Annotated in this window: 17 protein-coding genes; 13 read left to right on the plus strand and 4 right to left on the minus strand. The window is 49.3% G+C overall.

All coding sequences use genetic code 11. The features are described from left to right. Positions 1–305 precede the first annotated feature (305 nt). Positions 306–1,076 carry an SDR family NAD(P)-dependent oxidoreductase gene (locus ABGV42_RS23275; RefSeq protein ID WP_347383894.1) on the plus strand — a complete coding sequence of 257 codons (771 nt, stop codon included), beginning with the start codon at positions 306–308 and terminating at the stop codon, positions 1,074–1,076. A gap of 66 nt (positions 1,077–1,142) precedes the next feature. Here ABGV42_RS23275 and ABGV42_RS23280 read toward each other — a convergent pair whose 3' ends face one another. Next, positions 1,143–1,787: a TetR/AcrR family transcriptional regulator gene (locus ABGV42_RS23280; protein ID WP_347383895.1), complete on the minus strand. Its 645-nt coding sequence runs from the start codon at positions 1,785–1,787 to the stop codon at positions 1,143–1,145. 164 nt (positions 1,788–1,951) lie between these two features. On the opposite strand from ABGV42_RS23280, the gene ABGV42_RS23285 reads away from it, so the two are divergent. The 3 genes from ABGV42_RS23285 (at position 1,952) to ABGV42_RS23295 (ending at position 5,862) form a co-directional block, all read left to right on the plus strand. Next, positions 1,952–2,494: a CueP family metal-binding protein gene (locus ABGV42_RS23285; RefSeq protein WP_347383896.1), complete on the plus strand. Its 543-nt coding sequence runs from the start codon at positions 1,952–1,954 to the stop codon at positions 2,492–2,494. Between the two features lie 303 nt (positions 2,495–2,797). Beyond that, positions 2,798–3,814 carry an ABC transporter substrate-binding protein gene (locus ABGV42_RS23290; RefSeq protein WP_347383897.1) on the plus strand — a complete coding sequence of 339 codons (1,017 nt, stop codon included), beginning with the start codon at positions 2,798–2,800 and terminating at the stop codon, positions 3,812–3,814. Further along, on the plus strand, positions 3,811–5,862 hold the full coding sequence (locus ABGV42_RS23295; protein WP_347383898.1) for an iron ABC transporter permease: 2,052 nt from the start codon (positions 3,811–3,813) through the stop codon (positions 5,860–5,862). Before ABGV42_RS23290 ends, ABGV42_RS23295 begins: the two co-directional genes overlap by 4 nt. A gap of 275 nt (positions 5,863–6,137) precedes the next feature. Here the strand turns inward: ABGV42_RS23295 and ABGV42_RS23300 are convergent, their stop codons facing one another. Next, positions 6,138–9,599, minus strand: a complete 3,462-nt coding sequence (locus ABGV42_RS23300) for an S-layer homology domain-containing protein (RefSeq protein WP_347383899.1) — start codon at positions 9,597–9,599, stop codon at positions 6,138–6,140. Between the two features lie 172 nt (positions 9,600–9,771). On the opposite strand from ABGV42_RS23300, the gene ABGV42_RS23305 reads away from it, so the two are divergent. Next, positions 9,772–11,865 (plus strand): bacterio-opsin activator, encoded by a 2,094-nt coding sequence (locus ABGV42_RS23305; protein WP_347383900.1) that lies wholly within the window; start codon positions 9,772–9,774, stop codon positions 11,863–11,865. Positions 11,866–12,025: 160 nt separating this feature from the next. On the opposite strand, the gene ABGV42_RS23310 is transcribed toward ABGV42_RS23305, so the two are convergent. Beyond that, positions 12,026–13,201, minus strand: coding sequence for an aminotransferase class I/II-fold pyridoxal phosphate-dependent enzyme (locus ABGV42_RS23310; protein ID WP_347383901.1), 1,176 nt, complete (start codon positions 13,199–13,201; stop codon positions 12,026–12,028). A 165-nt stretch (positions 13,202–13,366) separates the two neighbouring features. Between ABGV42_RS23310 and ABGV42_RS23315 the strand changes: the two genes are divergently transcribed. Further along, positions 13,367–14,392 (plus strand): hypothetical protein, encoded by a 1,026-nt coding sequence (locus tag ABGV42_RS23315; RefSeq protein WP_347383902.1) that lies wholly within the window; start codon positions 13,367–13,369, stop codon positions 14,390–14,392. A gap of 88 nt (positions 14,393–14,480) precedes the next feature. Here ABGV42_RS23315 and ABGV42_RS23320 read toward each other — a convergent pair whose 3' ends face one another. Next, positions 14,481–16,766, minus strand: coding sequence for a helix-turn-helix transcriptional regulator (locus ABGV42_RS23320; RefSeq protein WP_347383903.1), 2,286 nt, complete (start codon positions 16,764–16,766; stop codon positions 14,481–14,483). Positions 16,767–17,116: 350 nt separating this feature from the next. Here ABGV42_RS23320 and ABGV42_RS23325 point away from each other — a divergent pair, with 350 nt between their 5' ends. The 7 genes from ABGV42_RS23325 (at position 17,117) to ABGV42_RS23355 (ending at position 25,956) form a co-directional block, all read left to right on the plus strand. After that, a complete protein-coding gene (locus tag ABGV42_RS23325; protein ID WP_347383904.1) occupies positions 17,117–17,782 on the plus strand; it encodes a hypothetical protein in 666 nt (221 codons plus the stop codon). A gap of 469 nt (positions 17,783–18,251) precedes the next feature. Continuing rightward, positions 18,252–19,148, plus strand: coding sequence for an ABC transporter permease (locus ABGV42_RS23330; RefSeq protein ID WP_347384473.1), 897 nt, complete (start codon positions 18,252–18,254; stop codon positions 19,146–19,148). A gap of 78 nt (positions 19,149–19,226) precedes the next feature. After that, complete coding sequence (locus ABGV42_RS23335) at positions 19,227–20,033, plus strand: carbohydrate ABC transporter permease (protein WP_347384474.1); 807 nt, start codon at positions 19,227–19,229, stop codon at positions 20,031–20,033. 43 nt (positions 20,034–20,076) lie between these two features. After that, a complete protein-coding gene (locus tag ABGV42_RS23340) occupies positions 20,077–21,636 on the plus strand; it encodes an extracellular solute-binding protein (protein WP_347383905.1) in 1,560 nt (519 codons plus the stop codon). Between the two features lie 62 nt (positions 21,637–21,698). Then, positions 21,699–24,008: an Ig-like domain-containing protein gene (locus ABGV42_RS23345; protein ID WP_347383906.1), complete on the plus strand. Its 2,310-nt coding sequence runs from the start codon at positions 21,699–21,701 to the stop codon at positions 24,006–24,008. Positions 24,009–24,013: 5 nt separating this feature from the next. Beyond that, positions 24,014–24,796, plus strand: coding sequence for a glucosamine-6-phosphate deaminase (locus tag ABGV42_RS23350; protein WP_347383907.1), 783 nt, complete (start codon positions 24,014–24,016; stop codon positions 24,794–24,796). After that, on the plus strand, positions 24,793–25,956 hold the full coding sequence (locus ABGV42_RS23355; RefSeq protein WP_347383908.1) for an N-acetylglucosamine-6-phosphate deacetylase: 1,164 nt from the start codon (positions 24,793–24,795) through the stop codon (positions 25,954–25,956). Before ABGV42_RS23350 ends, ABGV42_RS23355 begins: the two co-directional genes overlap by 4 nt. The last annotated feature ends 2 nt before the right edge of the window (positions 25,957–25,958 follow it).

Genomic DNA, 25,958 nt, shown 5'->3' on the forward strand with positions numbered 1-25,958 from the left:
GGAATGGAAGTTTAAAGGGGCGCTATATTTGTTTGCCAGATTCAGTGAAGGAAAATGGACCGACCCCCTCGCAGGATGTTGGCAATTTTCGTAGGTTGGTTTGGAAGTCAAAGCAACAGATCTCGTCTATACTGTGGATTATCATCTAGGAAGTAAACAGATCCATATTTATCTATTGGTTATCCCACAAAAGCCTGCCCATTTGCTGATTGAAAGAGCTTTCATTTCGTCCGTATACTAGAGGTGTTAACGAGTTGAATGCTTTAATTAGGCGTTCATCTTCAAATAGGAAGGAATGATATGAAATGGGCAGATTAACTGGAAAAGTTGCAATTATAACAGGTGCCGCGAGCGGCATGGGATTGGCAGGGGCTCAATTGTTTGCCAGAGAAGGGGCTAAGGTTGTCGCTACCGATGTGGCTGTTGAAGCTTTGGAAGAGCAGGTGCAGCAGATCGTGTCGGCTGGCGGAGATGCCATTGCGCTTAAGCTGGATGTATCGAGTCCGGAATCGTGGAACGCTGTTGTAGAAGAAACGGTAGCGAAATATGGTAAAATAGATATTCTGGTCAACAATGCCGGAATTCACATAGCCAAGGGGATTTTGGAGGCCGAGCTGGAAGATTGGGAGAAGGTCATGTCCATTAATGGCACAGGGGTATGGCTGGGTATGAAGGCGGTTATCCCTTACATGCAGCAGAATGGACAAGGCTCTATTGTTAATACATCGTCCATCGCTGCAATCATTGGCGGAATTGCAGACGCGCAGGGGGCAGCCTATAGCGCTTCCAAAGGCTCTGTACGTTCACTGACCAAGCATGGTGCGCAGTGGTTTGCGAAAGACAATATACGGGTTAACTCTGTACATCCAGGTGCTGTATTTACCGGCATGGTGGAAAAAGCAGGCATCAAGTCACAAGTGGAGATGGGTGAGCATTACAAAAATCTGGCTCCTCTGCCTCCGCATGCCGGAGAATCCATGGATATCGCTTATGCCTATCTGTTCCTCGCTTCAGATGAATCGAAATTTATTACAGGCGTTGAGCTTCCTGTCGATGGCGGCTGGATTAGTAACTAGACAATAGGATAATACGGCAGCTATTCGAAGGTACCACTCTCATGTTGAATGAGAGTGGTACCTCTTTTATATGGGCAGGCCTAGTTTATGAACGTGGCCCGGGGCCAGATTCGAGCGATAAACCTCATTCGAGCGATTCATACGAGTAAATTCCAATAGCTGCTCTGCCATGTAAGTGGAACTGTATTTGAAGTTGCTCTGTACCCAGCCCGTAATAAGACCCAGAACGGCATTAGCCTGATAGCAGGCAAGGAGTTCCTTGTCGATCCTGGGATCCGGAGATATATCCGTTACGTCCTGCAGGTACAGGGTAATGAGCGTTTCATAGAGAGTATCCCGAAATCCCATAGGCATATGGGAATGAACAAGCAGGGTATAAAAGCTGGAATTGACAAGAACATGGTCGAAGATTTTGATGGCTGAAGCACTCAAATCCTTGATCTCAAAATCATGGTAATGCTCATAAGGAGCTCGGTAAGCGGCTATCAGGTCATGGATCACATCGGTCAAAATTTCACGCAGCAAGTCTTCTTTGTATACATAATGTTTGTAAAATGTACTGCGATTCAAATCGGCCGATTTGACAATATCGGTGATGGTAATGCTCTCCAGCGGTTTGCGTGACATCCATTCCAGAAGGGAAGCCTTCAGCGCCTGTTTGGATTTGTAAATTCTTCGATCTGTGTCTGATTCGGATGCAGATTTATGCATATACACACCCTCCTTTGCTTATCAATAATACTTTTAATATGATGTGATTTTTTTGGCCAATAATACAAATATGTGAATATCTGGTGACTTTGATGTTGTATTTAGCCCACGGCGTAGCATTCTCCATTATAATAAACCAAAACGGACGAGGAGATGAACTTCAGTTGAGAAAAGGAATACTCATTGCTGCCTTATTCATTATAGTGGTGGGCTTAGGAATATATCTGATTGCTGACAATGTGCTAACCAAAGAAGCAGGCCCTCCTGAATCTACCAATGTCAAGGAACTGGTATACGATATCAGTACGGGCAAAGTCGAAACCAAATCGGCCTCCATTAATGCCACCCAGTTGGTCGTTACCGATAAGGATGATCAAACGACAACCTATGATCTGCCTGAAGAAGAGTTCTTCCTTTCGATTGCACCCTATGTGGAGCAGACTCATCCTTGTGCCGTTCATAGTCTGACTGGGTGTCAGGGGGAGCTGAAGAACAAGGAGCTCCTGGTGACAATTCATGACTCCGAAGGGAATACATTTATGAAAGAAGAGCCGATGAAAACCGGAAAGAACGGATTTGTTGACCTGTGGGTACCGAGAAACCGAACATACTTGATTCGTATTGTCCATGATGGGAAGGTCGCAGAGTCCCAGCTGTCCACGTATGATCAGGATGATACGTGCATTACCACGATGGAACTGAAATAGCATTCAGTGGGATAGCCTTCAGATCCCCGTTGGAATCGTGGTGCTATTTTACAGGATGGAAGGCAACGCACGTTGATGAATAATACTGCAAAGCTGTCATGTCGTGATGCTGGTTGAGAAGAGTCCATGGATAACCAGGGACTCTTTTTCTGTTTATCCCCATAAATGGGCAAGATGCAGAATCTGTGGTCAGCGTATTGTCGCTTTTTCATTGACAAAATGTGATTTCTGTCGCATAATCCAAAATGTGATAATGATAATTATTATCAGATTAATACATACAAACAGGGGAGATTACAGTACATGAAAAAAAGCTTGAACGGACTACTATTATTGTTGGTTTTTGCTCTTACATTAGCAGGATGCGGTTCTGCAAGCACTAGCTCGAACGGATCAGCTGCGGATGCAGGTGAAGGTAATACTTCTGACAACACGCAGACGGAAGCGGCTTCCGGCCCTGTAACCGTTAAGCATAAACGCGGAGAGCTTACGCTGGACAAGCCGGCAGAGCGCGTGGTTACACTGGAATGGACATATACGGAAGATGTGGTTGCACTGGGCGTTCAACCGGTAGGTAATGCAGACAATGCCAACTACAAAGTCTATGTCACTTCCGAAGCAGCCCTGGACGACAGTGTAACGGATATCGGTACACGTAGTGAGCCGAATCTGGAAGCTATTGCTGCTTTGAAGCCAGACCTCATCATTGCCAATGCAGATAATAATACAGCAGTCTACGATCAGCTTAATGCGATTGCACCAACGATGGAATTCGACCCTTACGATGGTGATGGCTATAACTATGACAAAATGACAGATATCTTCAATAACATCGCAATTGCTCTTGGCAAAGAGGACAAAGCGAAACAAGTACTGGATGAACTGGATCAACATTATGTAGAAGCTAAAGAAAAACTGGCTGCTGCCGGTAAAGAGAATTTCAATTTTGCGCTGACACAGGCATTTACGTATCAAAATGCAGCAAGTCTGCGTATGTTCACCGACAACTCGGTTGTTATTGGGACATTGAACAAGATCGGTTTGGTTAACGATTGGCAGCCGGAAAAGCTAGAGGGATATGGTTTCTCCACAGTGGGAATTGAATCCTTGTCTGATGTACAGGACAGTAACTTCATTTATATTACACAGCCAGACGATGACGTTTTTGGCACAGCAATGAAAGATAACTCGGTTTGGAAAGAACTGAATTTCGTGAAGGAAAACCGCTTATATCAACTGGACAGCACAACATGGACATTTGGTGGACCCATCTCCTCCAAAGTGTTGGTTGACGGGGTTGTTGAGGCGATTACCAAATGAGTTCAGTTCAGGGAACTAGGCCAGCGATGAACTGGCGCACCATAAGCATATATGGGGGCGGTCTAACCGCTCTCATCGTGCTTTTTTTTGTAAGTCTTTGTTATGGAGAGGCTTCCGTTCCATTGCACACCGTATGGGATGCTCTTACAGGCAGACAGAATACGTTGGAACACAATATGATTTGGGATTTGCGTATGCCGCGTACGGTTATCGGCATTATCGCAGGAGGTGCGCTAGCTGTTGCCGGAGCGCTGCTGCAGACGATCACTCGTAATCCCTTGGCTGCGTCAGACACGCTGGGCATTAATGCAGGTGCCTATTTTATTGTCGTGCTGGGAGCTATTCTCTTCCCGGGGGTACTCAATCAATCGCCTTTTTTGTTCGCCGCTCTTGGCGGTCTGATTGCGGCATTTGCTGCTTATTTTATGGGTGGCGGACGGAAATCTAGTCCGGTTCGACTTGCGTTATCCGGTATGATCGTGTCGATGGTGCTTGGTTCATTTACAAGCGCACTGCATATTTTCTTCTCCATGGAAACGCAGGGACTATTCCTATGGGGTTCCGGAACACTCGTCCAGAATGACTGGAGCGGCGTCACTTATGTTTGGCCATGGGTCGTTGGCATAACCATTCTGGCGCTAATATTGTCCAGACAGTGGGATATGCTTGAGCTGGATGAATCAACGGCGTCCTCTTTGGGTCAAAAGGTTGGACTGGCTCGTGCCGGCGGTTTGATCATCGCGGTTTTGCTGGCAGCGGTAATTGTCAGCGTAATTGGGCCGATCGGCTTTGTGGGTCTGGTAGCACCCCATCTGGTTCGATTGAGTGGGGTGCGCTCCAACCGATTACTGTTACCCGGTGTTTTTATATGGGGAGCGGCTCTCCTCGTTGGAGCAGACGTGCTCGCCAAGATGGTACATAACTCCAGCATGGAGCTGCCGACAGGAGCTGTCATGGCGATTATTGGTGCGCCATGGCTGATCTGGCTGGTTCTTACACGTATGAAAGCAGCGAACGGTTCAGGTATGTCATCTTCAATGAGCACAGGTGCGCCTTCACGCCGCTTTGCGTTCGGCCCGATGGCCGTATTGTTCTCAGTCATAACTATAGCTCTTATATTGCTTAGTACAATGTTTGGCGGTCTGCGAATTCCGCTGGCCGATCTGCTGCCGAGTTTATTCCGATCTGATGGACTATTCTCCGCGGTAATTCAGCTTCGGATTCCGCGTACGCTTGTTGCTGCAGGTGCAGGAGCTGCACTGGCGATCAGCGGAGTGCTCATTCAGATGGCCGTGCGTAACCCGCTGGCGGATGCGTCTATCGTCGGTGTGTCCTCTGGGGCAGGGCTTGGAGCGATGATGGTCATCATTTTATGGCCGGGTCTGCCGATGTATCTGCTGCCAATCGCAGCAATTATCGGTGCGTCTATTGCGGCAGTGGTTGTGTTCTCCCTCTCCTGGAAGAAAGGACTGAATCCGTCTGCGGTTGTGCTGCTGGGGATCGCCATGTCGGCCATTGCTGGAGCAGGGATTCAGATTTTGATTGTTCGTGGCGCAGTATACGGCAGCAGCGGATATATCTGGTTGACAGGTAGTACCTATGCCCGTACGTGGGATCAGGTGAAGGTTATCGGTTTATTTTTGGTTGTTCTGGTTCCGCTGGCCTGGTGGCTGGCACGCCGATTCGAACTGTTGGTATTCGACGATAACAGTGCGTCAGGACTTGGACTGGGCGTACGCCGTACACGATTGTTGGCCATGACGACGGGGGTGCTCTTGGCAGCGGGGGCTGTCGCTTGTGTAGGAACCGTCGGGTTTATCGGTTTGATTGCTCCACATATGGTGCGGTTGCTGACGGGACATAAGTTAAGACGGTCCATGTTTTTATCCGCACTCGCGGGTGCAGTGATGCTTGTGCTCGCTGATACAATTGGCAGAACAGTCATGGCGCCGACAGAGATTCCTTCAGGAATCCTTATTGCCCTGATTGGAACACCGTACTTCCTTTATTTGATGTACCGTTCCAACTGGCACAGACCAATGAAGTAAATGGATACAGTACAGGATTGGAAATGAAAAAAGCCCGCTTATGCAGCGGGCTTTTTTGACGTTTATTTATTGATTTATACCGATAATTCTGATACAACGGTTCTACCGGAAACTGGATGAACTTCTCCTGAAGCTTTTTAGACAACTGAATCAGTTGCTGGGGGAACTCCACAACCTGTTCGACGATGCTGTCCACTTTTTGATAGATTGGGAGGTGGATAATTTCATGGAACTTATATCTGTTCAGGTCAACCAGTTCTTTCAAGAAGCATCCCTTAGGGTGTAAGTGACTGTGGTATGTCAATAAACTTCATATATTGCAGCATCCTGCTCAATACTGCCGCACTCTGAGCCCGGGTCGCCATTTCCTTAGGAGAAAACATATTGGCTGGCGTACCTTGCATCAAGCCTGCTTCCATCATTATGGACACTGGTTCGGAAGCCCACTCTGAAAGAGTGGTTCGATCGGCCAATACAGCCAGTACTTCCGTGTCCGGATGAGGCTGTATTCCTGCAAAAACTAATGCACGGGCGAGGACTGCAGCCATCTGTTCACGGGTAATGGTTGCATCCGGTCTAAACAAGCCATCATCAAAACCGTTGATTAAGCCTGCAGCCTGTGCAGTGCCCACGGCTCCAGCATACCATTGCTCTGCTGTAATATCGGCAAACACTGCTGTCGGCTGGTGCTCAGGCAATCCCAGAGAACGGACAAGCAATGCCGTGAATTCGGCACGTGTAATCTCTTTCTCTGGCGCAAAGGTGTCATCGTCTTCACCCTCGACAATGAATTTGTTCGCAAGCATTTCGACGTCGGATCGTCCCCAGTGATCCTTCATGTCCGCAAATGCATGATTCGCAGAGACGACTGCAAACATGCTGTTATGGGGTGTGAAGATGATGGCTTGTGCCTGCTGGGCGTCCATGGTAAACAGGGAAGGGGCAAAATGCATCTGATCTTCTGCATCAATCCACACGGCCGTTGACTTTTCGGGTTCAGCCTGTGAAGGGAGTGAAAGGATTCGTTTACTATATCCCTGATTAGAATGTCCTGTCTGCTTCCCATCGATATATAAGGCGAAGTTCATGGGGCTGCCGATGAGTTCATAGCCTTGCTTCGTCACCGCAGCATCCAGGGTGCTTACGATGCTGGGGGATGTTTTTCCAATACCTATGGTTACAGTCATACTGTCAGCCAGTGAGGGTAACATGTTCAAGGGCAGCTCATAGCTCACTCCATTGACTTCGAAGGTTATGCTGACCTCCGACTGCTTTTGCAGCATACTCCGTAGTGACGCGACCGGCAGATCCAGGAATACGACAGGAGATTCCGTATGGAAACGGATCAGCATTTCCGATCTTGAACCGGCGAATGCTTGCACGAGAGAAGCCGCATCAGGCTTAAGGCGGATCGCTTCCTGACCGTCAGGGGCGGTCTCTGTTGAAGTTTTAACCTCGATATCGAGCCCGTTAATTTCCAGCTTGACCGTAGCTGAACCTGCGGCTGGCGACGGAACAGTCGGGGACCCGGCCGATGACTCCGATCCTGATACAAGAGAAGGGGCTGGGGGAGTGCCAGGTGACGGTTGGGGCTCGGGTTGCGGAGTTGTAAGGGGCATTAACGTAATTTTGCCCACATCCACAGCCTGCTCCGCCAGTACTTCCACGCTTCGTTCTGCCGCATCATAACCTTTTGCGCTTATGATGAGAGTTCGGGTTCCGACAGGAATCTGTTCCAACGTAAAACCTCCCAGGTTATCCGTAAGTATATCAATGCTGTCTACGGAAACAGAGGCGCCCTCAAGTGGAGTCAATCCCGTGCCGTATACAGAACCGGTGACTGTTCCAGCCTTGGGAAATACCGTGATGGTTGCCTTTGCCGTATAGGAGCCATCTTCGGATGTAACTTTAATAATGGCTGTACCTTCAGCCACAGGCTGAACTTCCCCGTTCAGGTCCACGGTGGCAACAGTTTCATCACTGGAACTCCAGTGGAGTGTTTTGATAGTAGCGTCTTCTGGTTCAACGGTTGCTGTCAGTTTTGCCGAGGGCCCACCAGACGTGAGGTCCAGTTCAGCCCGCTCCAGATGAATACCACTGACAGGGACGAACTGACGAATATGCTTTTGCTCTAGCACGAAGCGCTGCCACGCCTGAATGCGATAGTCTCCCTTATTGTCATCGTCTGTCACTTCAAATAGGATCACAACCTGTCCTGGACTTGCGGCAGGAATATCGGTACCAGAAATATAGGGTACTGCATCCTCAGGCAATGCATCGCCAACCAATGGAGGGTTAGGGTCCGAGGGATCCAACGCATAGGCAAAGGTATGATCGGTTTGGGTTGGCACTGCTGTAATGCTTGTTGCGCCTACCTTCATTCCGGGCTGAACCTCTGCATCCGCAATACCTGGAGCCTTCGCTGCAACGACTAGTTGCAGAGCGCGTTCCGTTGTGGCGGACCCGGCATCCGACAGAGAGACGTTTACGGTGTACGTGCCGGATTGTATCGGTGTCCCTGTCAGCTCACCAGAAGGGCTCAAGCTTAATCCTTGGGGGAGTCCAGAGGCAGTCCAGGTAAGTCCTGCGCGTGCTCCGTCATAGCCAGCCAGATCAATGTAATAAGATTCATTCTGAAACGCCTGAGGCAGCTCGGTTGTTAATACTGCAGGGCGCAGATACGGATAGCCGTTGTTGATGGCAGGATGTATGTTCCAGGTATCTGTAAAATCCCATCCGGCATAAGTAGCCTGCTGCTTCATTTCTGTTGTAGTTCTCCCGTAGGTTTCGATAATGCTGTCAGCAAATAAAGCTGTCCCTGAGGTCATACCTGTGGTCATCGTGTCGAAGTATGAACCCGATATGTTTGTTTTGTACACATATCCACCGATCGCACCCCATTGTGAGTAGCTACTCGGATTCAGCGTGGAGATTGCACCAGTTGAATAGGTGTTTTTGACGATATTGTATTGATCTGTGATACTTAACTGATAACCTGTAATTCCTCCAGCATATATATGGGCATAAGGCTTGTTCTCTAGAGGCTCGTTAGCCAGATTACCGGTAAAATAAGATTCGCTTATGTGGCTCCCTGCCTGGGATCCTATAAGTCCACCTCCATGCAAATTGTCAGATTCGCTTACCGTAACGGAAGCGGCTGAGGAAGAGTGAGACAGACGTGCATTGCTCAATAATCCTACGATGCCCCCTGTAGGGCTTATACTGCTGGAGATGTGCCCGCTCAGTACAGCTCCCTCCGTATATACATGATCAATGCTTCCCCCGGATTGAAAGCCTACGAGTGCACCTGTATTGGAGCCCCCTTTAATATCTGCCTCCAGGTTAATATATTGAATATGACCATTGGACTCACCCATAAAGCCGTTTGATAATCGGGTGTCATTATTTATAGCCAAGCCTGTGATCCAATGTCCCTGCCCGTCAAATGTACCACTGTACGGAGCGTATTCATTGCCACCAAACGGAATCCAGTTTATCCCCGACAAGTCGATATCCGCGGTTAGGCGGATGTTTTCTGTCAGGTAAAGTTCCTGATTATGGTTGATGTACACAAGCTGATCTTGGGTAGATACCTGGACCCAGCCGTTCTCAACAGGCGGGATGGAGCTTGATCCGCTTTGTTGGCCTTCTGCCTTCACAGAGGTGTACACACCCATTTGTCCCGCGCTAAGGATGATCACAAGCAGGATTTTCATCATGGATGAACATTTCTTCATTTAAACTTCACTTCCCCTTTAGTATCTAGAAATAAAATTAGGATGTAACCGAAAAGAATTGTAGAACGTGAACGGTGAGAATCTGTGTCAATCAAAAACTAGTATAATATATTTTAAGTAACATGCTTGTCTCGTTTATGTCTCATAATTGAAACAGAAAGTAGTGTGCTGCATGAATCCACAATCAGAGAACAAAAATCTGCCTGCGCCGCACATTGTCGGTTTTGCTCAGGAATTGAAGAAGTTGACTGAGTGGCTTGCTTCATTTAATGTCGAATCGCAAATTTTTTCGATTACGGGAATCGGGGGTATTGGCAAGACGACGCTGCTCACGGAAATGGCAGCAGAGGCCAGGCGATATTCAGCGGTTACGTTGTGGTTGGACGGAGAGATCTGCCTGCAGACGCCAGGCGCCTTCCTGTCTCATCTGGAGATGAGTTTGGAGACGGAGTATGGCCGAACACGTACGGCAGATACCCCACTTCTTGCACATGTTGTTGCAGAGTTGACCCATCAACGTACCGTAGTGGTAATCGATAATTGTGAAAAAATAGACCGGATCGATAACTGGCTGTTATCCAGGTTGCTTCCCTTGGTTGCAGCAAGCGAATTCCTGCTTGTTGTAGCTTCCCGGACTGGGCTGCCCGTTCAGTGGAATACAAATCCTTTATGGGTTAATCGTGTTCATTCATTTTCTCTTGAGCTTCTCACTCGCCAGGAAGTTCACGAATATGTCCAATCAAGCGGATTGCCACTCCAAGTACAGCAGGATATCGTAGAAAAAACAGATGGGCACCCACTGCTGCTTGCGCTGACGGTGGATATGCTGCGACGTCAGGGAAGAGATCGGGAGGAATACGAACATCAGCTTCCCCGCATTTTGAGCGCAGAGATACTCAAGGAAGCGACCTCTCCCTATATGTATGAGGCTTTACAGTTGCTGTCGCTATTTCCGGCAGCAGATCAGTCGATGCTCAATCAGTTGCTGCATCACCCCCTGAGTGTATTGGATTACGTGGCATTGAGTACATTATCCTGTGTCCGTTCTGGCGTCGGAGGTCTTACTTTACATCAGTTGGTGTCCCGGATGTTGAGGGAGGACTACGAGAGGCGCGACCCTGGCCATTACCAGATGATGCGTTCCCGAGTATTGGAATTGCTTACGGAGCGGTATCCTTCAGTGAACAGGCTGTTGCAAATGCAGATTGCGACTCATACATTGGAGCTGTACCGCGAACAATTGCCCTCGACCCATGCTTATACCGATTTCTCAACGGTACGTCAGCGGGAAGTGGAGCAGCAGATGTCTTTTGAGCCTGAAGATCTTCCTTACTTACAGCGTTTTCTTAACGCGTCGCTGGCACGTTCGGATTGGCAATCAGAGCTAATCGAGAGTGGACAGCATTCTGCATTATTAGATGATATTGCCAATCATGTTCCAGAAGGGATACGCGTTATACGGAATGCAGACAAGCTACCTCTGGCATTCTGTGCTGGACTTTGGTTGCATGACAAAACGTTGTCTATATTGGAGAAATATGCCCCTAATGATTTGAAAATGCTGGGCGAGGCGGCGAACTCGGCACGCGGACTCCCTCCTGAAGCGGCTGATACGATATGCATCCTTCTAGCAGCAGTAGACGTGGAACAGTCCTATTATCGCCCTGAAGAACTGGGTGGCATGCTGTTCCAATTCTGGCTAATCGATGCGATGAACGGACTGCGTGCAATAATTCCCACTGCGGACAGACAACTAAACACGTTGCTGTCACATTTGGGATTTGAGGAACGGATGATGCCGACTAAGCAAAATGCCAAGGAGGATATGCAAATATGGGAACTGGATTTCAGGCAGGCGACCTTTGGGGTCTGGGTTCAGCGTATTCTAAGGCAGAACATTCAGACTCCAGGCTTCATCGCTCAGGAGAAACCCCGTGTCTTATCCTGGGATGAAGTCAGACAAATGCTCCAACATATACATGATGATACGGTGCTTGAAGGGATGGCGCCCTTACAGGCCATGGGGTGCGAAGGAGTGATTGCACGGGAATTGGTTATGAACATCCTTCACGCTGATCAGCCAACCTACCCACTTACTGAACTGGGGCAGCGCATACTTAGGGAAAGCTATTTGCATAGCAATTATCGGAAGACCGAGTTGGCTGAAGTTTTACATATGAGCCGTGCAACCTTCTACCGACATTTACGGCAGGCATTCCAACAATTGGGCCATGCGTTTGCGCAAAGATGGATGGCTTTGAAATAGAAGGAAGTCTGCAGGCCACTTTTTTCAACTAATTCAGAACGACTCAATTCAACGTGGTTCCTTAAGAGTGGATGAATGATAACTATCCTATTTTATATAAACCCCAAATAACGCGAGCCTGCTGCTACTCCAGTCCTTTGCCGCTCGCGTTATTCATTATCTAAGTTGTTGCTCTGAGAATGCCGCTGTCTCCAACAGATGACACTGCTCGGTGAAGATTCTCAACATCCTGGACAAGCGCGAGACGAACATATCCTTCCCCTGAAGGTCCAAATGCACTTCCAGGCGTCACGATGACGCCCGCCCGGCTGACCAGATCCATGGCGAATTGCTCCGAACTGTCATAATGAGCCGGAATCCGCGTCCAGATAAACATGGTGGCATCGGGCTTCGTTATTTCCCATCCGAGTCTGCTGAAGCCTTGGCACAGAATATCCCGCCGTTCCTCATAGATAGCCCGTACCCGGTCTACGTCACTCTGATCCCCGGTAATGGCGGCAATGGCTGCCTTCTGGATCGGGAGGAACATGCCGTAATCCATGTTGGATTTCAGCTTTTTCAACATGGATACGATTGCTGCATTGCCCATGCAAAATCCGATTCGAGCCCCAGCGAGTCCGTAGGTTTTGGACAGGGAATTGAATTCAACGCCTACGTCCATGGCACCAGGGAAGGCAAGAAAACTTCCACATGATTTCCCGTCAAACACAAGTTCGCTGTACGCATTGTCATGGAGGACAATGATATCATGTTTTTTGGCAAATGCGATCAGGTCCAGATAGAACTGCTCCGGTGCCATGGCTGTTGTTGGATTGTTGGGGTAGGATACCAGCATGAATTTGGCTCTCTGCGCGATAGCTTCGGGGATCTCTTCCAGCTGAATGACATATTGATGTTCTTCCTGTTGCGGCATGTAGTACAGCTCTGCCCCCGCCAGGAGCGGCCCGTCCGCGAATACCGGATAACAGGGATCCGGAACGAGGACAAGATCACCTTCATCCACGATGGATAATGAGATGTGTGCCAGACCCTCTTGTGAGCCGAGCAGAGAGCAAACTTCGGTTTTGGGATCCAGATCGACCTGATACCTGCGTTGGTACCACTCACTGGCAGCCTCCAGCAACTCACTCTGATCGTTAATAGCATAGGTGTAATTCTGCACATCAGCCGCTGCCTCACACAAAGCCTGGATAATATGTTGCGCTGGCGGGGTATTGGGTGCGCCTACGCTAAGATCAATGACGCCCAGCCCCTGTTCCAGACGTTGTCGCTTAATTTCAGATAATCGGGTAAATATTCCTTCATTAAAATGGTTCATTCGTTTGGCAAATTGCATGCTGTGGTTCCTCCAGTCTGTTCAAACACTTATATCTATAATAGATGGGCGGGGAGCAAATGAGAAGAGACGCGAACGAACTCTATAAATGCAGGCTATATTGCACTTCTCAAGTTAGTTTTCTTCATTTACAATTACAGGAAAACCAGATGGAGGGGATCTGAAATGAGTGAACCTTGGACTGCGTCGATGAGCGGGGTTCCCTGGAACGCAGCGAAAATGGACAATGCGGTGAAGCAGCTGCGGAATCGGGCTACCGTTTCTTTTGTAGTCGGAGCCGATGTGATGGAAGATGTAGCGGACTTGGACGAGCGGGTATTTTCCAAACGGCCTGATCTGATCCTAAAGATTACGAATGTGGAGGAGAAGGGGCGCTACACGGAAGAATTCTTGAAGATACTTGCTGGATTGAAAAATGTCAAGGCTCTGGAACTGGATTTGAAACAGAAACAGGATTTGCAAGTACTTGGTGGGCTGCAGCGAATGGAATTTCTGAATATACGAGCAACCAAAACGCAAAATCTGGAGTTCATCCGACATTACAAACAGCTGCAGTATCTCTCTCTAAGCGGTAAATTCGATGATTTATCTCCGATTGAGGACTGTATTCGGTTGAGTACATTGGTGTTAAACTGTAACATCGAGACGCTGGACTTTGTTGTGGACCTGCCGTTTATTGAATATTTGGCCATCGATCATGGTGTCTTAAATGGACCGCTGGATGTGCTCGCTGACTCAAACATTCGTATGCTCAGATTGTCGTCTGTAAGGAATCTGACCCATATTGATGAACTGAGTGCATTGCATCATCTGGAGTTCTTGCACTTGTCACTGCCCAAAGTCGAGCGGCTGTGCGACTTTTCAGGCATGAAGAACCTGCGGCAGCTGGACTTGGATTTTATGAAATCATTACGGGAAATAGACAACCTGTGGACAGCGGAGCAATTAGAGGTACTGGAACTGAAAGAGATACATAAAGGAATAAAGGCAGAAACTTTCGAACGTTTGACTGAAATGCCAAGTCTGCGGCAGGTGGATTTCCGCTTCATCGATCACAGCAAAGGCCGTATTGCAGCCATGCGCAAACACATGATGGATGCGGGAAAAGAACATATTCTCTATGAGAATATCCCTGAAGAACAACGCATTCCCTCAACGGCTCTTGTACACCTGTCCAAAATTCTCATGTAATATATAAGCAATATATAAGCAAATGCCCGCTTTCTAAGCGGGTATTTGCTTATATACAATCTTAAGATGCCTCGCTGGTCACGTCTGGCTAACCATGACTCGAGGAGATGAACGGGTCATCACCCGCATGACGCTTACGATATTCTCCCGGGGTCAGCCCGTATCGACGCTTGAACATGCGGATGAACGAGTTCACGTTCTGATAACCGACCTGCATGGCGATATCCTGAATTCGCAGATCGACATTCACTAGCAGTTCCTTGGCCCGCTCAACCCGAAGATTATTGAGATACTCGCTGAAGTTGATGTTGGTCTTTTCCTTGAACACACTGGAGAGATAGCCCGGCGTGAGATTCAGCTTGTCGGCAACAAGATTCAGATTAATATCCTCCCCATAATGATGGTTCAGATAATCGAGAACAAAGCTGATGACGGGATCTTTCGTTTCCAATTGGCTGCTGATCGCGGTGAGCACAGGTTGAATCTGCGACTGAAGCCATGTCCTGTACTGCTGTATGGAATAAAAACCAGCGAAAGGATCACCAGATGGAGAGGAGGGAAGCCCGCCTACAATGTGCGTCAAATTCAGCTTCATTACTGTCTTACCGATCTGCTCTACTGCACCGAGAGCAAATGTCCGAAAATCCTCTGCGGCTGCGTCCTTGTGCTTCAGCTGTTCCAGCTGGCGATCCAGCCAGGCCATAACGGCCTCCTCATTACCTGATTGCAGAAGGTCATGCAGTTCCTCCCCGTAGGTCACCTTGACATGAAACGAACTGGATGAAGAGGCTCGTGGCTCCACAATAACCTGGGTTTCTGCGTTTAGTCTTCGCTCCTTGAGCAGAGTGGACAAATTCCCGTACGCATCGGTAAATGGAATATCCCCCGAGTACACCGGGCTTACCGCGATGGTCAGGTATAGAGATTCTTCAGCGGCAAGCAGCTCCTTCAGCGTATCGAGCGCCTGCAGGATACCGCTCTGCGGACCGGGATCGAACAGGAGCAGGAGTAACTGATCCTGTTCAGGCTGAAGTGCAACGCTGTTATTCGGATTGCTGGTGAACAGGCTCTGAATTAATTTCCACAATAGGAGGGTATGCTGTTCCAATTCATCAGGCCGGTCCTTGAAGCCAACCTTGAATAAAATGGCCACGTAGGGATGTTCGGGCTGCCGAACCTCCTCAAGATCTGCCAGATGGGAGCTGAGCGGGATGTTCTTGACTTTATGCGTATAAGCGAACTGCCGTACCAGAGAGTTCTTCTGCGCAAGATCGCTTTGAATGAATCGATTGCTCTCCAGAATGCTACTCAGACGGTCACCGATCATGGCGAATTCCTTCACTCTGCTCAACTTGTCTGTCCCGCTTCCGGAATTTCGGTCAAGAGCGGCAATAAGGTGCTGCAGCGGCTGGTTTAACCTCAGGCTGAACAGCAGGGAGGAGAGTACACTGATCAAAATGGCAGCGCCGAGCAGTACCGTAAGCAGCAGCTGCATGCCGCGCATCTCTGCCGCAATCACTGAGGCCTGGGTGACCCTCACATAGGTGAACCCGGTCTGCTTGCCTTTTTCATAGAAGTAATACTGATCTCCAATGCGTTCATGTCTGCTTCCCTCTATAGGAAGCGGAGGATTATGGAGTTCCTCTTCTGTGGTAGTGAACAATAAACGCCCCTCACTATCCATGATGTAGAACGGATTATGGCTGCCGTCTCCATACGTATCCTGCATACGCTGCGGATTCAGCATCACAATTCCGTACACTTCCTCATAGGGGATGGCTTTCATCATAACAGGCATCAGCTCTCCCAGAGAGCGGGAAGAATGGACCGTTTTTTCCGTAAAAGCTGTTGCGGGCATCACCTTCAAGAACTGGTTGTTCATTGTTTGGGTTTTCCAGTAGTCCGGCGAATACGCTTCACTGTAATAATATTTGCCAAACATGTCGGCTGCGCTGCTAAGTCCTTCCTTCTCCAGCACATAGTCCTCCTGCTTGAAATAAAGAATGAAATTGTCGATATGCAAAAAAGGATTGGTATACAGGGTAGAGAGGTCGGCCTTCACTTCAGCGGGAATATCATAACGACGATTGTCCTTAAGGTGGCTCAATATGCCCAAGTTGGCTGTCCAGGTATCCGATTGAGTGAGGGCCAGAATCATGTTCTGGGTCAGCCGGAAGTGATTCTCATATCCTTCGACGGTCTGTGCGAGGCCCAGCTCATTTTGCCTTACCATCTCCTGATAAACTTTGTTGCTCAGGTACAGATGGGAGAACAGATTAAATGAAGCCAAAATCAGGATGACACTGAGGAAGCTCAGCATTAGCTTAACAAACAGGCCGTTCAGCGCAAATCGGTTTGTAAGCAGTCCCTTCATTATGACATTCCCCCCTCGGATACAGCCGCAGATCAATGGTCTAATTTAATCATAACGGCATAAATCTGACACAAACAATATGCACTTTTACTGATTTATACGCGGATATCTGGAAAATAGCAGTATAGGGAAATGTTATATAACATGTAGATAGCGCTTACCATAAAGGGTTTGTTATAATAAAGGGATAATTTCAGGATTTAAAGAGAAGTTATCTGACAATATAAAATCCTTTAACTATGCTTTTGTGTGATCTTAATGAAGGATGCCTATGCTGACATCGTGCACAATAGCCTCATTTCCCCGCATCAAGATGTGGAGTAGAAGAATATTCTCACTGGAGGAAATTAATGAAACGTTCTTACCTGTTATTGGTGATTTTATTAAGTCTAAGTGCATGTGAACAAGCTAATACGAGTGACAACGACAGTAATGATGCTCCTGTTTCCCGAGAAATTAATGTTAAGAATGCTAAAGATGCAGAAGTTTCTCCCAACACCAAAGAAAATTCATCGAATGACTCCTCCCATTTTTTAGCTGAAGACGAAAGTGGTCTATCCGCTTTGGATACTGATACGGCCTATAAAATGTGTACAGAAGCGCTAACTGAATATTACAAAGCGATTTGGAACGGCTCCGACATTGAACTGGATCGTTATATCGATAACGAAAACCTTAAGCAATATACGCAAAAAAAGATTGCATCGCAATTTAATTTGTTTCGCAAAAACAAGCTCACTCATAATCGAGTGACAGGCGTTGATATTAGTGCCGGAAAAGTTGAACATGTTAGAGAAGGTGAAGGTTTTTTCTATTTTCAATTAGAGGCACGCGTTAGTAAGGATGTAGGCAGCTTTGCTGAACCTACTGAATTTCTGGTGCAAAATGTGAATGGGAAGTTAGTTATAGTTGACTGGTATACTAATACAAAGGATAGTTATGATTCTGTTGTACGTGGAGAAAATCAGACTATTGATAATCCGGATATCTGGAATGGCAGTGAGTGGGCCAATTAACTGGATTAATTTATATACTCAGCAATAACAATAGATCATTGTATAGGAAGAAAAGAAAAGCGCGAGCTGCAGGGTTTTTCATCTCTGTGACTCGTGCTTTTTGGTTCGGACTCAACTGCTCTAGTGCTGCTTCTGTTGAAAATAGGAGAGTTCAGGTCAATTAGCTCAATGGACTAATCTAATCATAGCGGCATAAAGCTGACACAAACAATATACACTTTTACGGATTTATACGCGGATATCTGAAAAATAGCATTACAGGCGAAATGTTATATAACATGTAGATAGCGCTTACAGATGAAAACTCGCTATAATTTGGTTATAAACCCCGGTGAAACAGGGGAAGTTAGCTCACATCTTATTGAGCTGCAATCATGTAGCAAGAGGGGGCCTGCCGATGGCTGATGCTGGCTTAATGGAAGACAAACTGCGAAAAAAATTAAATCATTCGTCTCGGCGGAAGGTACGGATGACCCGGATTTGGAACAAAAATAAGGCGCTATGGCTGCTCTTCCTGCCATGCCTCCTGTATTATTTAATCTTCCGCTATGCACCGATGTTCGGACTTGTCATTACCTTCAAAGACTACAACCTGTTTAAGGGAATATGGGCCAGTGATTGGGTAGGGCTCAAATACTACCAGATGTTTCTGGAGAATCCCGATTTTTGGCCGCTCATGAAAAATACGTTCCTGCTGGGATTGTATAAGTTGGTGTTTGGGTTCCCGGCCCCGATCCTGCTTGCCATTCTGCTCAATGAGGTGCGTAAGGCGGCGTTCAAGCGTTTTGTACAGACGGTCAGTTACCTGCCCCATTTTATCTCGAATGTGATTGTGGCAAGTATGGTCATTATGTTCCTGTCCCCCACCGGAGGGCTGATTAATAATCTGCTCGCATGGATCGGCGTGGGACCTATCAATTTCATGAATGAGCCAGGGCTATTTCGGGGGATCTATGTCCTGTCGGAGATCTGGCAGCATATTGGCTGGGAGACCATTATTTATCTGGCCGCGCTGACGGCCATCGACCCGCAGCTGTATGAGGCCGCTGAGATGGACGGAGCAAGCCGATTGCGCAAAATCTGGCATGTCACGTTGCCTGGCATATCTCCCGCGATCGTCATAACGCTGATTTTGAATATCGGCAAGGTGCTTGAGATTGGTTTCGAGAAAGTTTTCCTGATGCAGAATCCGGCGATCTACGATACAGCTGATATTATCAGCACGTATGTCTACAGGGTGGGGATGGTCCAGGGAAACTTCAGTTATGGCGCCTCCATTGACCTGTTCATGGGAGTCATCAGCCTGATTTTCATCTATACGGCCAACTTGCTCAGCCGCCGATTAAGTGAAACCAGTCTATGGTAGAAAAGAGGTGTGAATGTGAAATCCCTCCGATTCTCCTGGTTTAATCTCGTGGCTTCATTAATCCTGCTGCTTGTTGTGATGGTCACACTCTATCCGTTCCTTCATATGCTGGCCGTCTCCCTCAGCAGCAACGTAAACGTCATCCAGAACAATATTTCCTTCTGGCCCAAGGGCTTCAACCTGAGCATGTATAAGCTGGTGCTGGGAGATCCGCAAATCTGGACGGCGTACCGAAATACGATTATCTATACTGTGCTCGGTACGCTGATCTCGCTGGTGGTCACTTCAACCGGAGCGTATGCATTGTCCAGGAAAGACATGGCGCTGCGCAATAGCTTCACCGTGCTGATTGTCATTACGATGTTCTTTAGTGGCGGAATGATCCCGACCTTTCTGGTGGTCCGTTCCCTGAATCTGGTGGACACCGTCTGGGGCATGGTTCTCCCAGGGGCAGTGAGTACATGGAATCTGATTCTGATGCGAACGTTCTTCTCTGGCATTCCCAAAGAGCTGGAGGAATCGGGCCGCATGGACGGTCTGAACGATATCGGCATCTTCATTCGTATTGTAGTGCCGCTGTCCAAGGCGTCCTTCGCGACCATTGCTCTGTTCTATGCCGTGGGCATGTGGAATAACTTTATCTTCCCGCTGCTCTATCTCAGATCTCCCGATTTGTTTCCGCTTCAGGTGCTGCTGCGTAATCTGGTGCTGGCCGGAAGTGCAAGCTCAGGCGACGTTACGTCGATTGGAGGAGATAACATGGTGGTGGAGGAATCTCTCAAATATGCGACCATTATGGTCTCCACCCTGCCGATTCTGGTCATTTATCCGTTTGTACAGAAGTATTTCGTGAAGGGAGCCATGGTTGGAGCGGTCAAAGGTTAATCGGCAAGAACCACCGTAAATTCAGATTAAGGGAGAGAAGCGTATGGCCAAATGGAAATCGGTAATACTTCCGCTGTTGATTGCTGTAACGATGGTAGCGGGGTGCAGTGGAGGCGGCAACGGTTCCAGCTCAAAGACGGATGTTCAAGGGGAGAATGGCGTAACGAAAAATTCCACGGGAACGGGAAAGACGTTCACCGCACTGCTGGATAACAATGCCACGTTCCCATATTCCAAGAGCTGGCCCGTTTGGGACTGGTTAAAGGAGAAGACCGGCGTCACGCTTGAAGTGCAGACACCTTCCGGCAAGCTGGAAGAAAGCCTAAATCTGGCGATTGCCTCCAAAACGCTGCCTGATCTGATGTATATGCCCAATCGCAAAGAATCAAACAAGTTTGGACAGCAGGGCGCGCTGGTGGACTTGATGGAGCATATGGATAACATGCCGAATCTGCAGGCATGGATGAAACAATACCCCGAGGAAGCGAAGGCTGCCCTCTCCGCCGACGGCAAGATGTATATGTTCCCCAATCAGGGCTTCGGTGAGACGAACCGCATGATCTGGATGTATCGCAAAGACGTTTTTGACAAGGAAGGCATTCAGGTTCCAACGACCTACGAAGAGCTGCATGCGGCCCTGAAGAAGCTGAAGGAGAAATATCCGGACAGTTACCCTCTCTCCATCCGTTACGGGCAGATTCCGGATGAGATGAATGCCAATATGACGGTGAATTATGGGACCGGAGAAGGTGCCTACTACGATTTTGACCAGAAAGAGTGGCGTTATGGACCGACCGAAGACAACTATAAAACTATGGTAGGCATGTGGAAAAGTTTCTACGACGAAGGCCTGGTTCCGCCCGATTTCTTATCTCTGCAAACCAAGCAGTGGCAGGATATGGTCTCTACGGGCAAATCATTCGTGACCATTGATTATATCAGCCGGATTGATTTCTTTAACAATGCCATGCAGCCGGAGAATCCAGAGTTCAACATGCAGTTCATGGCACCACCAGCCGGCATTTCCGGGGGAAAACAGCTGAATCCGTATTTTCATTATATGGAGGGCGGATTAACGGTAGCTTCCACCTCCAAAAACATTGACGATGTCATGAAGTACATGGACTTTTTCTATTCCGAGGAAGGGCGTACACTCAGCAGTTGGGGAATAGAAGGCGAGACCTATGTCAAGGAAGGCGATGCGATCAAGTTCAAGCCGGAGTATAACGATGTCATTGAAATGCGCAAGCAGACGGGGCTTCAGACCAGCGGGACCTATACGTGGATTGATTTTAATGCCCATTTGTCACTGTTCTCGGATGCCCTGAAGCACGCTTATGAAGAAGCGGTGAAGTATGATCCTTCAGCCATGCAGCCAAGACCTGCGTTTACCGAGAGCGAAAATGAAATTATATCCATTACCGGGCAGGCAATCAAAAAGCACCGCGATGAGAGCTTCGCCAAGTTCGTAACTGGCTCCCGCAGTCTGGCGGATTGGGAGAAGTATGTAGAGGAGATTAACAATCTTGGTGTAGATCAGCTGCTGAGCACCTATAAGGAAGCGTATGACCGCGTTCTGAATATTCAGTTGAGCGCGAAATGAGCGAATGTACGGCCCAGGAATCCTAGACCATTAGTACAGAATGGCAAAAGGAGGCTTCGCTTATGAAAAAGCAGCACCTGCGTGTGTACTCCGGATTCAGGCTAGCCATGATTTTGTTGATAGGTATGGTGTTCGTTGGAATACCCTTCCCTGGTAATGCGGGAGCAGCGGGTTCCATCTCGCTGGACGCACCGGGAGGTGGGTATGTGTCGGACGGGGGGATGGTAGAGATCGGAGGCAGTTATACCGACCTGTACGATATTCGGCTGTATGTGAACGGAACGTCCCAATACGAAGTGCTGATGAATGATCCGGACGGGGATGACAGCGGCACTTGGTCTTACATGCTGGATACCTCGGGCTATAACGGAACAGTTGAACTGGTGGTCCGTGGACTGGATACGTCCACCCGCTACGGGGTATGGGGTGCTCCCGCCATCCTTACGATTGATAATCCGGCAGGGGCTGTCCCTGTCGTCACGATTACTGGGCCGTCCGAAGGTGTGCCTTTAAGCGGTCAGGTTGAGGTCACCATGGAGACCAGCTCGCCCATTCCGGTTTCGATGGTAGAGGTAAGGGTGAATCGGGGGCCATGGCAGCAGGCGGTCGAGCAAGGTTCGGCGTATGTATTCGTGTGGGACACGGCGGGAATGGGCGATCGTACGGTCAGTCTGGAGGCCAGAGCGACCAATGCACCGGGGCGATACGGCTATAGTCCAACCGTGTATGCACAGGTTGGAAACGGGACGCATGAACCGGCCGTGCCTTTGCCCGATCAGGACCGGGCGATGTGGATCTGGGAACCGGAAAGCTACAAATTGCTCCTGAATCCCGGTGCGCGTCAGGTGCTCGAGTCATTTATCACAGATACGCAGACATTCGGGCAAGAGCCGGTTCAGACCCTGTATCTGGCAGTGGGCAAATATGCCGGGTACAATGCGCTGGAAGAACAGGTGGATGAACTGCGTTCGTTCCTGAGCTGGGCTCATAGCAAAAATCTGCAGGTTCATGCACTCATTGCTGGCGGCACTTCTCCGGCCTATATGGGCGCTTACGAGAAATATCACAGTCATGCAGTAAGGGAAATGGAACAGGTCGTCAATTACAATCTTGCAGCTGCAGATCTAGAGAAGTTCGATGGTATCAATGTGGATATTGAACCTTACATTTCCCCCGACTTTAGAGATCCTAGCCGATTTCTGCAGAAGGAATACCTGGATGTCTTGCAAAAAATGATTGACCGCCGGAATATGGCGGGTATCCGGCTGCCGTTCGGCCCGGCTGTGCCCAAGTGGTATGACACTTCCGACCAGGGGGCGAATATTGTCTGGAATGGCTCCAGCAAGTGGCTCTCCGAGCATGTACAGGATATCTCTGACTACATCTCCATCATGGATTACCGGGATACGGCGGATGGCTCTGCGGGCATTATTGCCGGGGCCACTGGAGAACTGGCTTACGCTGACCAGATCGGCAAACCGAATTCGGTGGTAATCGGTGTGGAGACGCTGGATATCGCAAATAGCGGCGATCCAGAGGCGATCACGTTCTGGGAGGAAGGCCGCAGCCATATGGAAGCCGAACTGGATAAGGTCTATACAGCTTACGCGCAGAGCAGCGCCTTCGGCGGCATTGCCGTTCATCACTATGATTCCTACCGGGCACTGCCTTCTTACTGGGGACCGGGCGGCATTTTTTGGACAGCGCCGGATGATCAGGAGGCCCCTTCAGCCCTTGCGGGAATGCCATCCATCGAAGCAACCAGTTATCAGGCCATACAGCTGAATTATGAAATGGCTTCGGATAACATGGAAGTGGAGCGCTATGTAATTTACCGGAGTACCATCCAAGGATTCACGCCTGCTGCTTCGGATATCGCCGGACTCGCCCGGGGTCTGAACTACCAGGATAAGGGACTGCTGCCGGATACGACGTACTACTACCGCATTGCAGCCCGCGACTTGCAGGGTAACATCGGACCACTCACGGATGAAGTATCGGCTACGACGGGAAGCACCACCCTGAAGCCGCTGGTTGTCTCGGACATGAATCTGGTGTTTAGCGGATCAGCAGTATCCGTCACCCTGAAGGTCAGAGATTACGATTCCGGCGCAGTACTAGCGGGTGCGAAGGTGGAGGGAAGGTTTACGTATTCGGCAGGACGGTATACCAGCGGGATCACCGGATCAGATGGAAGTATAACGCTTGGCTCGGAAGCGGTGGTACCGGGAAGGCAGGTAGGTTTTGAACCACGCCGGATCCGTTATAACGGTTATTACTATGCAAGCGAGCATGATCTGCCGCATGCGACACTGCTGATGCAGAATGTGGGTCATGAAGAATCGGGCAAACAGCCGTCTGAAGGAGGATGAGAAGCATGAAAGCAAATGGCTTAATACAACCACTGGAAACCCAGGTCGCAGATCGAATGTCTGTACAGATCTATGCCAATCGGGATCAGATGGGGACGGCTGCAGCTGCTGCAGTAGGTGCTCAATTAAGACAGCTGCTGCAGGATTCAGAGCGCCATGTCCGTATGGTCTTTGCTGCAGCGCCTTCGCAGAACGAATTGTATGAGGGATTGGTGCGGGAGAAGGACATCGACTGGTCACGGGTCTGTGCTTTTCATATGGATGAATACATTGGTTTGCCCGAGGAGGCTCCGCAGCGCTTCGGCAGGTATTTGACGGAACGATTGTTCAGCCGAATTCAGCCGGGGCGGGTGGAACTGCTGAACGGACTGGGCGATGTCAAGCAGGAGTGTCTGAGGTATGGAGAGCTGCTTCGTGCTGCGCCCATCGATATCATCTGTCTTGGGATCGGAGAGAATGGTCATATTGCCTTCAATGATCCACCTGTTGCTGATTTTAATGACCCAGTGCCTGTGAAAGTGGTGAAGCTGGATGATGCCTGCCGGCGTCAGCAGGTAAACGATGGCTGTTTTGCCAGGTTGGATGATGTACCTGAACAGGCTCTGACTCTGACGGTGCCGGCGCTGATGGCAGGCAAGAAACTGTTTGCCATTGTTCCAGGCGTGTCGAAACGTCAGGCGCTCAAGGCAGCTTTACATGATCCGATAAGCACGGCATGTCCCGCTACGATCCTGCGTACACATCCCGGTATCACGATGTTTACGGACCGGGAAGCCTTCGGCCTGTGAGTCTGCCCATTGTTGGTAGACACTACCGGACGGGGCTGCCCATTGAGGTCCGAGTCAGAGAGGGAAAGATTGCTGCCGTTACTGATCTTGCTCTGACATCTTCCACGGAACATCTTCCCTGGCTTGCCCCCGGTCTGGTTGATTTGCAGGTAAATGGTGGCTGGGGTCTGGATCTGAATGCGGCTCCGCTGTGCCCGGATACGGTGTTGAAGCTGACCATGCTGCTGCGGAGTCAAGGAGTCACGAGTTATTGCCCTACACTGATTACAAACCGTTATGATCGCCTCGCTGAATCTGCATCCGCTATTGCAGAAGCTGTTCGGGTAAACGCGGATGCGGCCGCGTGCATAGCGGGCATTCATCTGGAAGGCCCGTTCCTGTCACCGGAGGACGGACCGCGCGGTGCACATCCGCGGCAGCATATCGTTCCCCCGGACTGGGATGCCTTGTGCCGCTGGCAGGAGGCAGCAGGCGGGCTAATCCGTATCGTGACCCTTTCCCCGGAATGGCCGGGTGCAGCTTCATTTATCGCCCGGTGCTGTGAATCTGGCATTCTGGTCTCGATTGGGCATACGGCGGCTTCGCCTGAGCAGATTCGGGAAGCTGTCCAGGCAGGGGCTGTCATGTCCACCCATCTTGGCAATGGTGCGCATCTGATGCTTCCACGCCATCCAAACTACCTGTGGGAGCAGCTCGCAGCAGATGAGCTGTATGGCTGCATGATCGCAGATGGCCATCATCTTCCGCCATCCGTGCTGTCTGTCATTCTCCGAATGAAGCGCAAACGGGCCATTCTCGTTAGCGATGCCGTCTCACTGAGCGGCATGCCACCAGGTTCTTACCGTCTGCACATCGGCGGCGACGTGGTGTTGACAGCAGAAGGGCGGCTGCACCTTGCCGGGCAGCCGCAGCTGCTGGCCGGCTCGGCAAGGATGCTGCTGGATCAGGTGAGCTATCTCGTGGAAACAGGACTTGCCGGACTTGCCGATGCCTGGGATTGTGCTTCGGCGCATCCGGCGGAGCTGCTTGGGCTTCAACAGGCCGCAGGACTTGAGGCAGGAGCACCTGCGGATCTGGTTAGCTTCAACATGAATGGTCGAAAGTTAAGCGTGCTGCAATGCTGGAAGAATGGTCGGTCACGCCCACCGGGTAACGAATAGGA

Source organism: Paenibacillus pabuli, from assembly GCF_039831995.1.
GTDB lineage: Bacteria > Bacillota > Bacilli > Paenibacillales > Paenibacillaceae > Paenibacillus > Paenibacillus pabuli_C.

What these genes read in the sequence shown, in the direction of transcription:
- ABGV42_RS23275 (WP_347383894.1), top strand. Translation starts at nt 306, where the DNA reads ATGGGCAGATTAACTGGAAAAGTTGCAATTATAACAGGTGCCGCGAGC.
- ABGV42_RS23280 (WP_347383895.1), bottom strand. Translation starts at nt 1,787, where the DNA reads ATGCATAAATCTGCATCCGAATCAGACACAGATCGAAGAATTTACAAA.
- ABGV42_RS23290 (WP_347383897.1), top strand. Translation starts at nt 2,798, where the DNA reads ATGAAAAAAAGCTTGAACGGACTACTATTATTGTTGGTTTTTGCTCTT.
- ABGV42_RS23295 (WP_347383898.1), top strand. Translation starts at nt 3,811, where the DNA reads ATGAGTTCAGTTCAGGGAACTAGGCCAGCGATGAACTGGCGCACCATA.
- ABGV42_RS23300 (WP_347383899.1), bottom strand. Translation starts at nt 9,599, where the DNA reads ATGAAGAAATGTTCATCCATGATGAAAATCCTGCTTGTGATCATCCTT.
- ABGV42_RS23305 (WP_347383900.1), top strand. Translation starts at nt 9,772, where the DNA reads ATGAATCCACAATCAGAGAACAAAAATCTGCCTGCGCCGCACATTGTC.
- ABGV42_RS23310 (WP_347383901.1), bottom strand. Translation starts at nt 13,201, where the DNA reads ATGCAATTTGCCAAACGAATGAACCATTTTAATGAAGGAATATTTACC.
- ABGV42_RS23315 (WP_347383902.1), top strand. Translation starts at nt 13,367, where the DNA reads ATGAGTGAACCTTGGACTGCGTCGATGAGCGGGGTTCCCTGGAACGCA.
- ABGV42_RS23320 (WP_347383903.1), bottom strand. Translation starts at nt 16,766, where the DNA reads ATGAAGGGACTGCTTACAAACCGATTTGCGCTGAACGGCCTGTTTGTT.
- ABGV42_RS23325 (WP_347383904.1), top strand. Translation starts at nt 17,117, where the DNA reads ATGAAACGTTCTTACCTGTTATTGGTGATTTTATTAAGTCTAAGTGCA.
- ABGV42_RS23330 (WP_347384473.1), top strand. Translation starts at nt 18,252, where the DNA reads ATGACCCGGATTTGGAACAAAAATAAGGCGCTATGGCTGCTCTTCCTG.
- ABGV42_RS23335 (WP_347384474.1), top strand. Translation starts at nt 19,227, where the DNA reads ATGGTCACACTCTATCCGTTCCTTCATATGCTGGCCGTCTCCCTCAGC.
- ABGV42_RS23340 (WP_347383905.1), top strand. Translation starts at nt 20,077, where the DNA reads ATGGCCAAATGGAAATCGGTAATACTTCCGCTGTTGATTGCTGTAACG.
- ABGV42_RS23345 (WP_347383906.1), top strand. Translation starts at nt 21,699, where the DNA reads ATGAAAAAGCAGCACCTGCGTGTGTACTCCGGATTCAGGCTAGCCATG.
- ABGV42_RS23350 (WP_347383907.1), top strand. Translation starts at nt 24,014, where the DNA reads ATGAAAGCAAATGGCTTAATACAACCACTGGAAACCCAGGTCGCAGAT.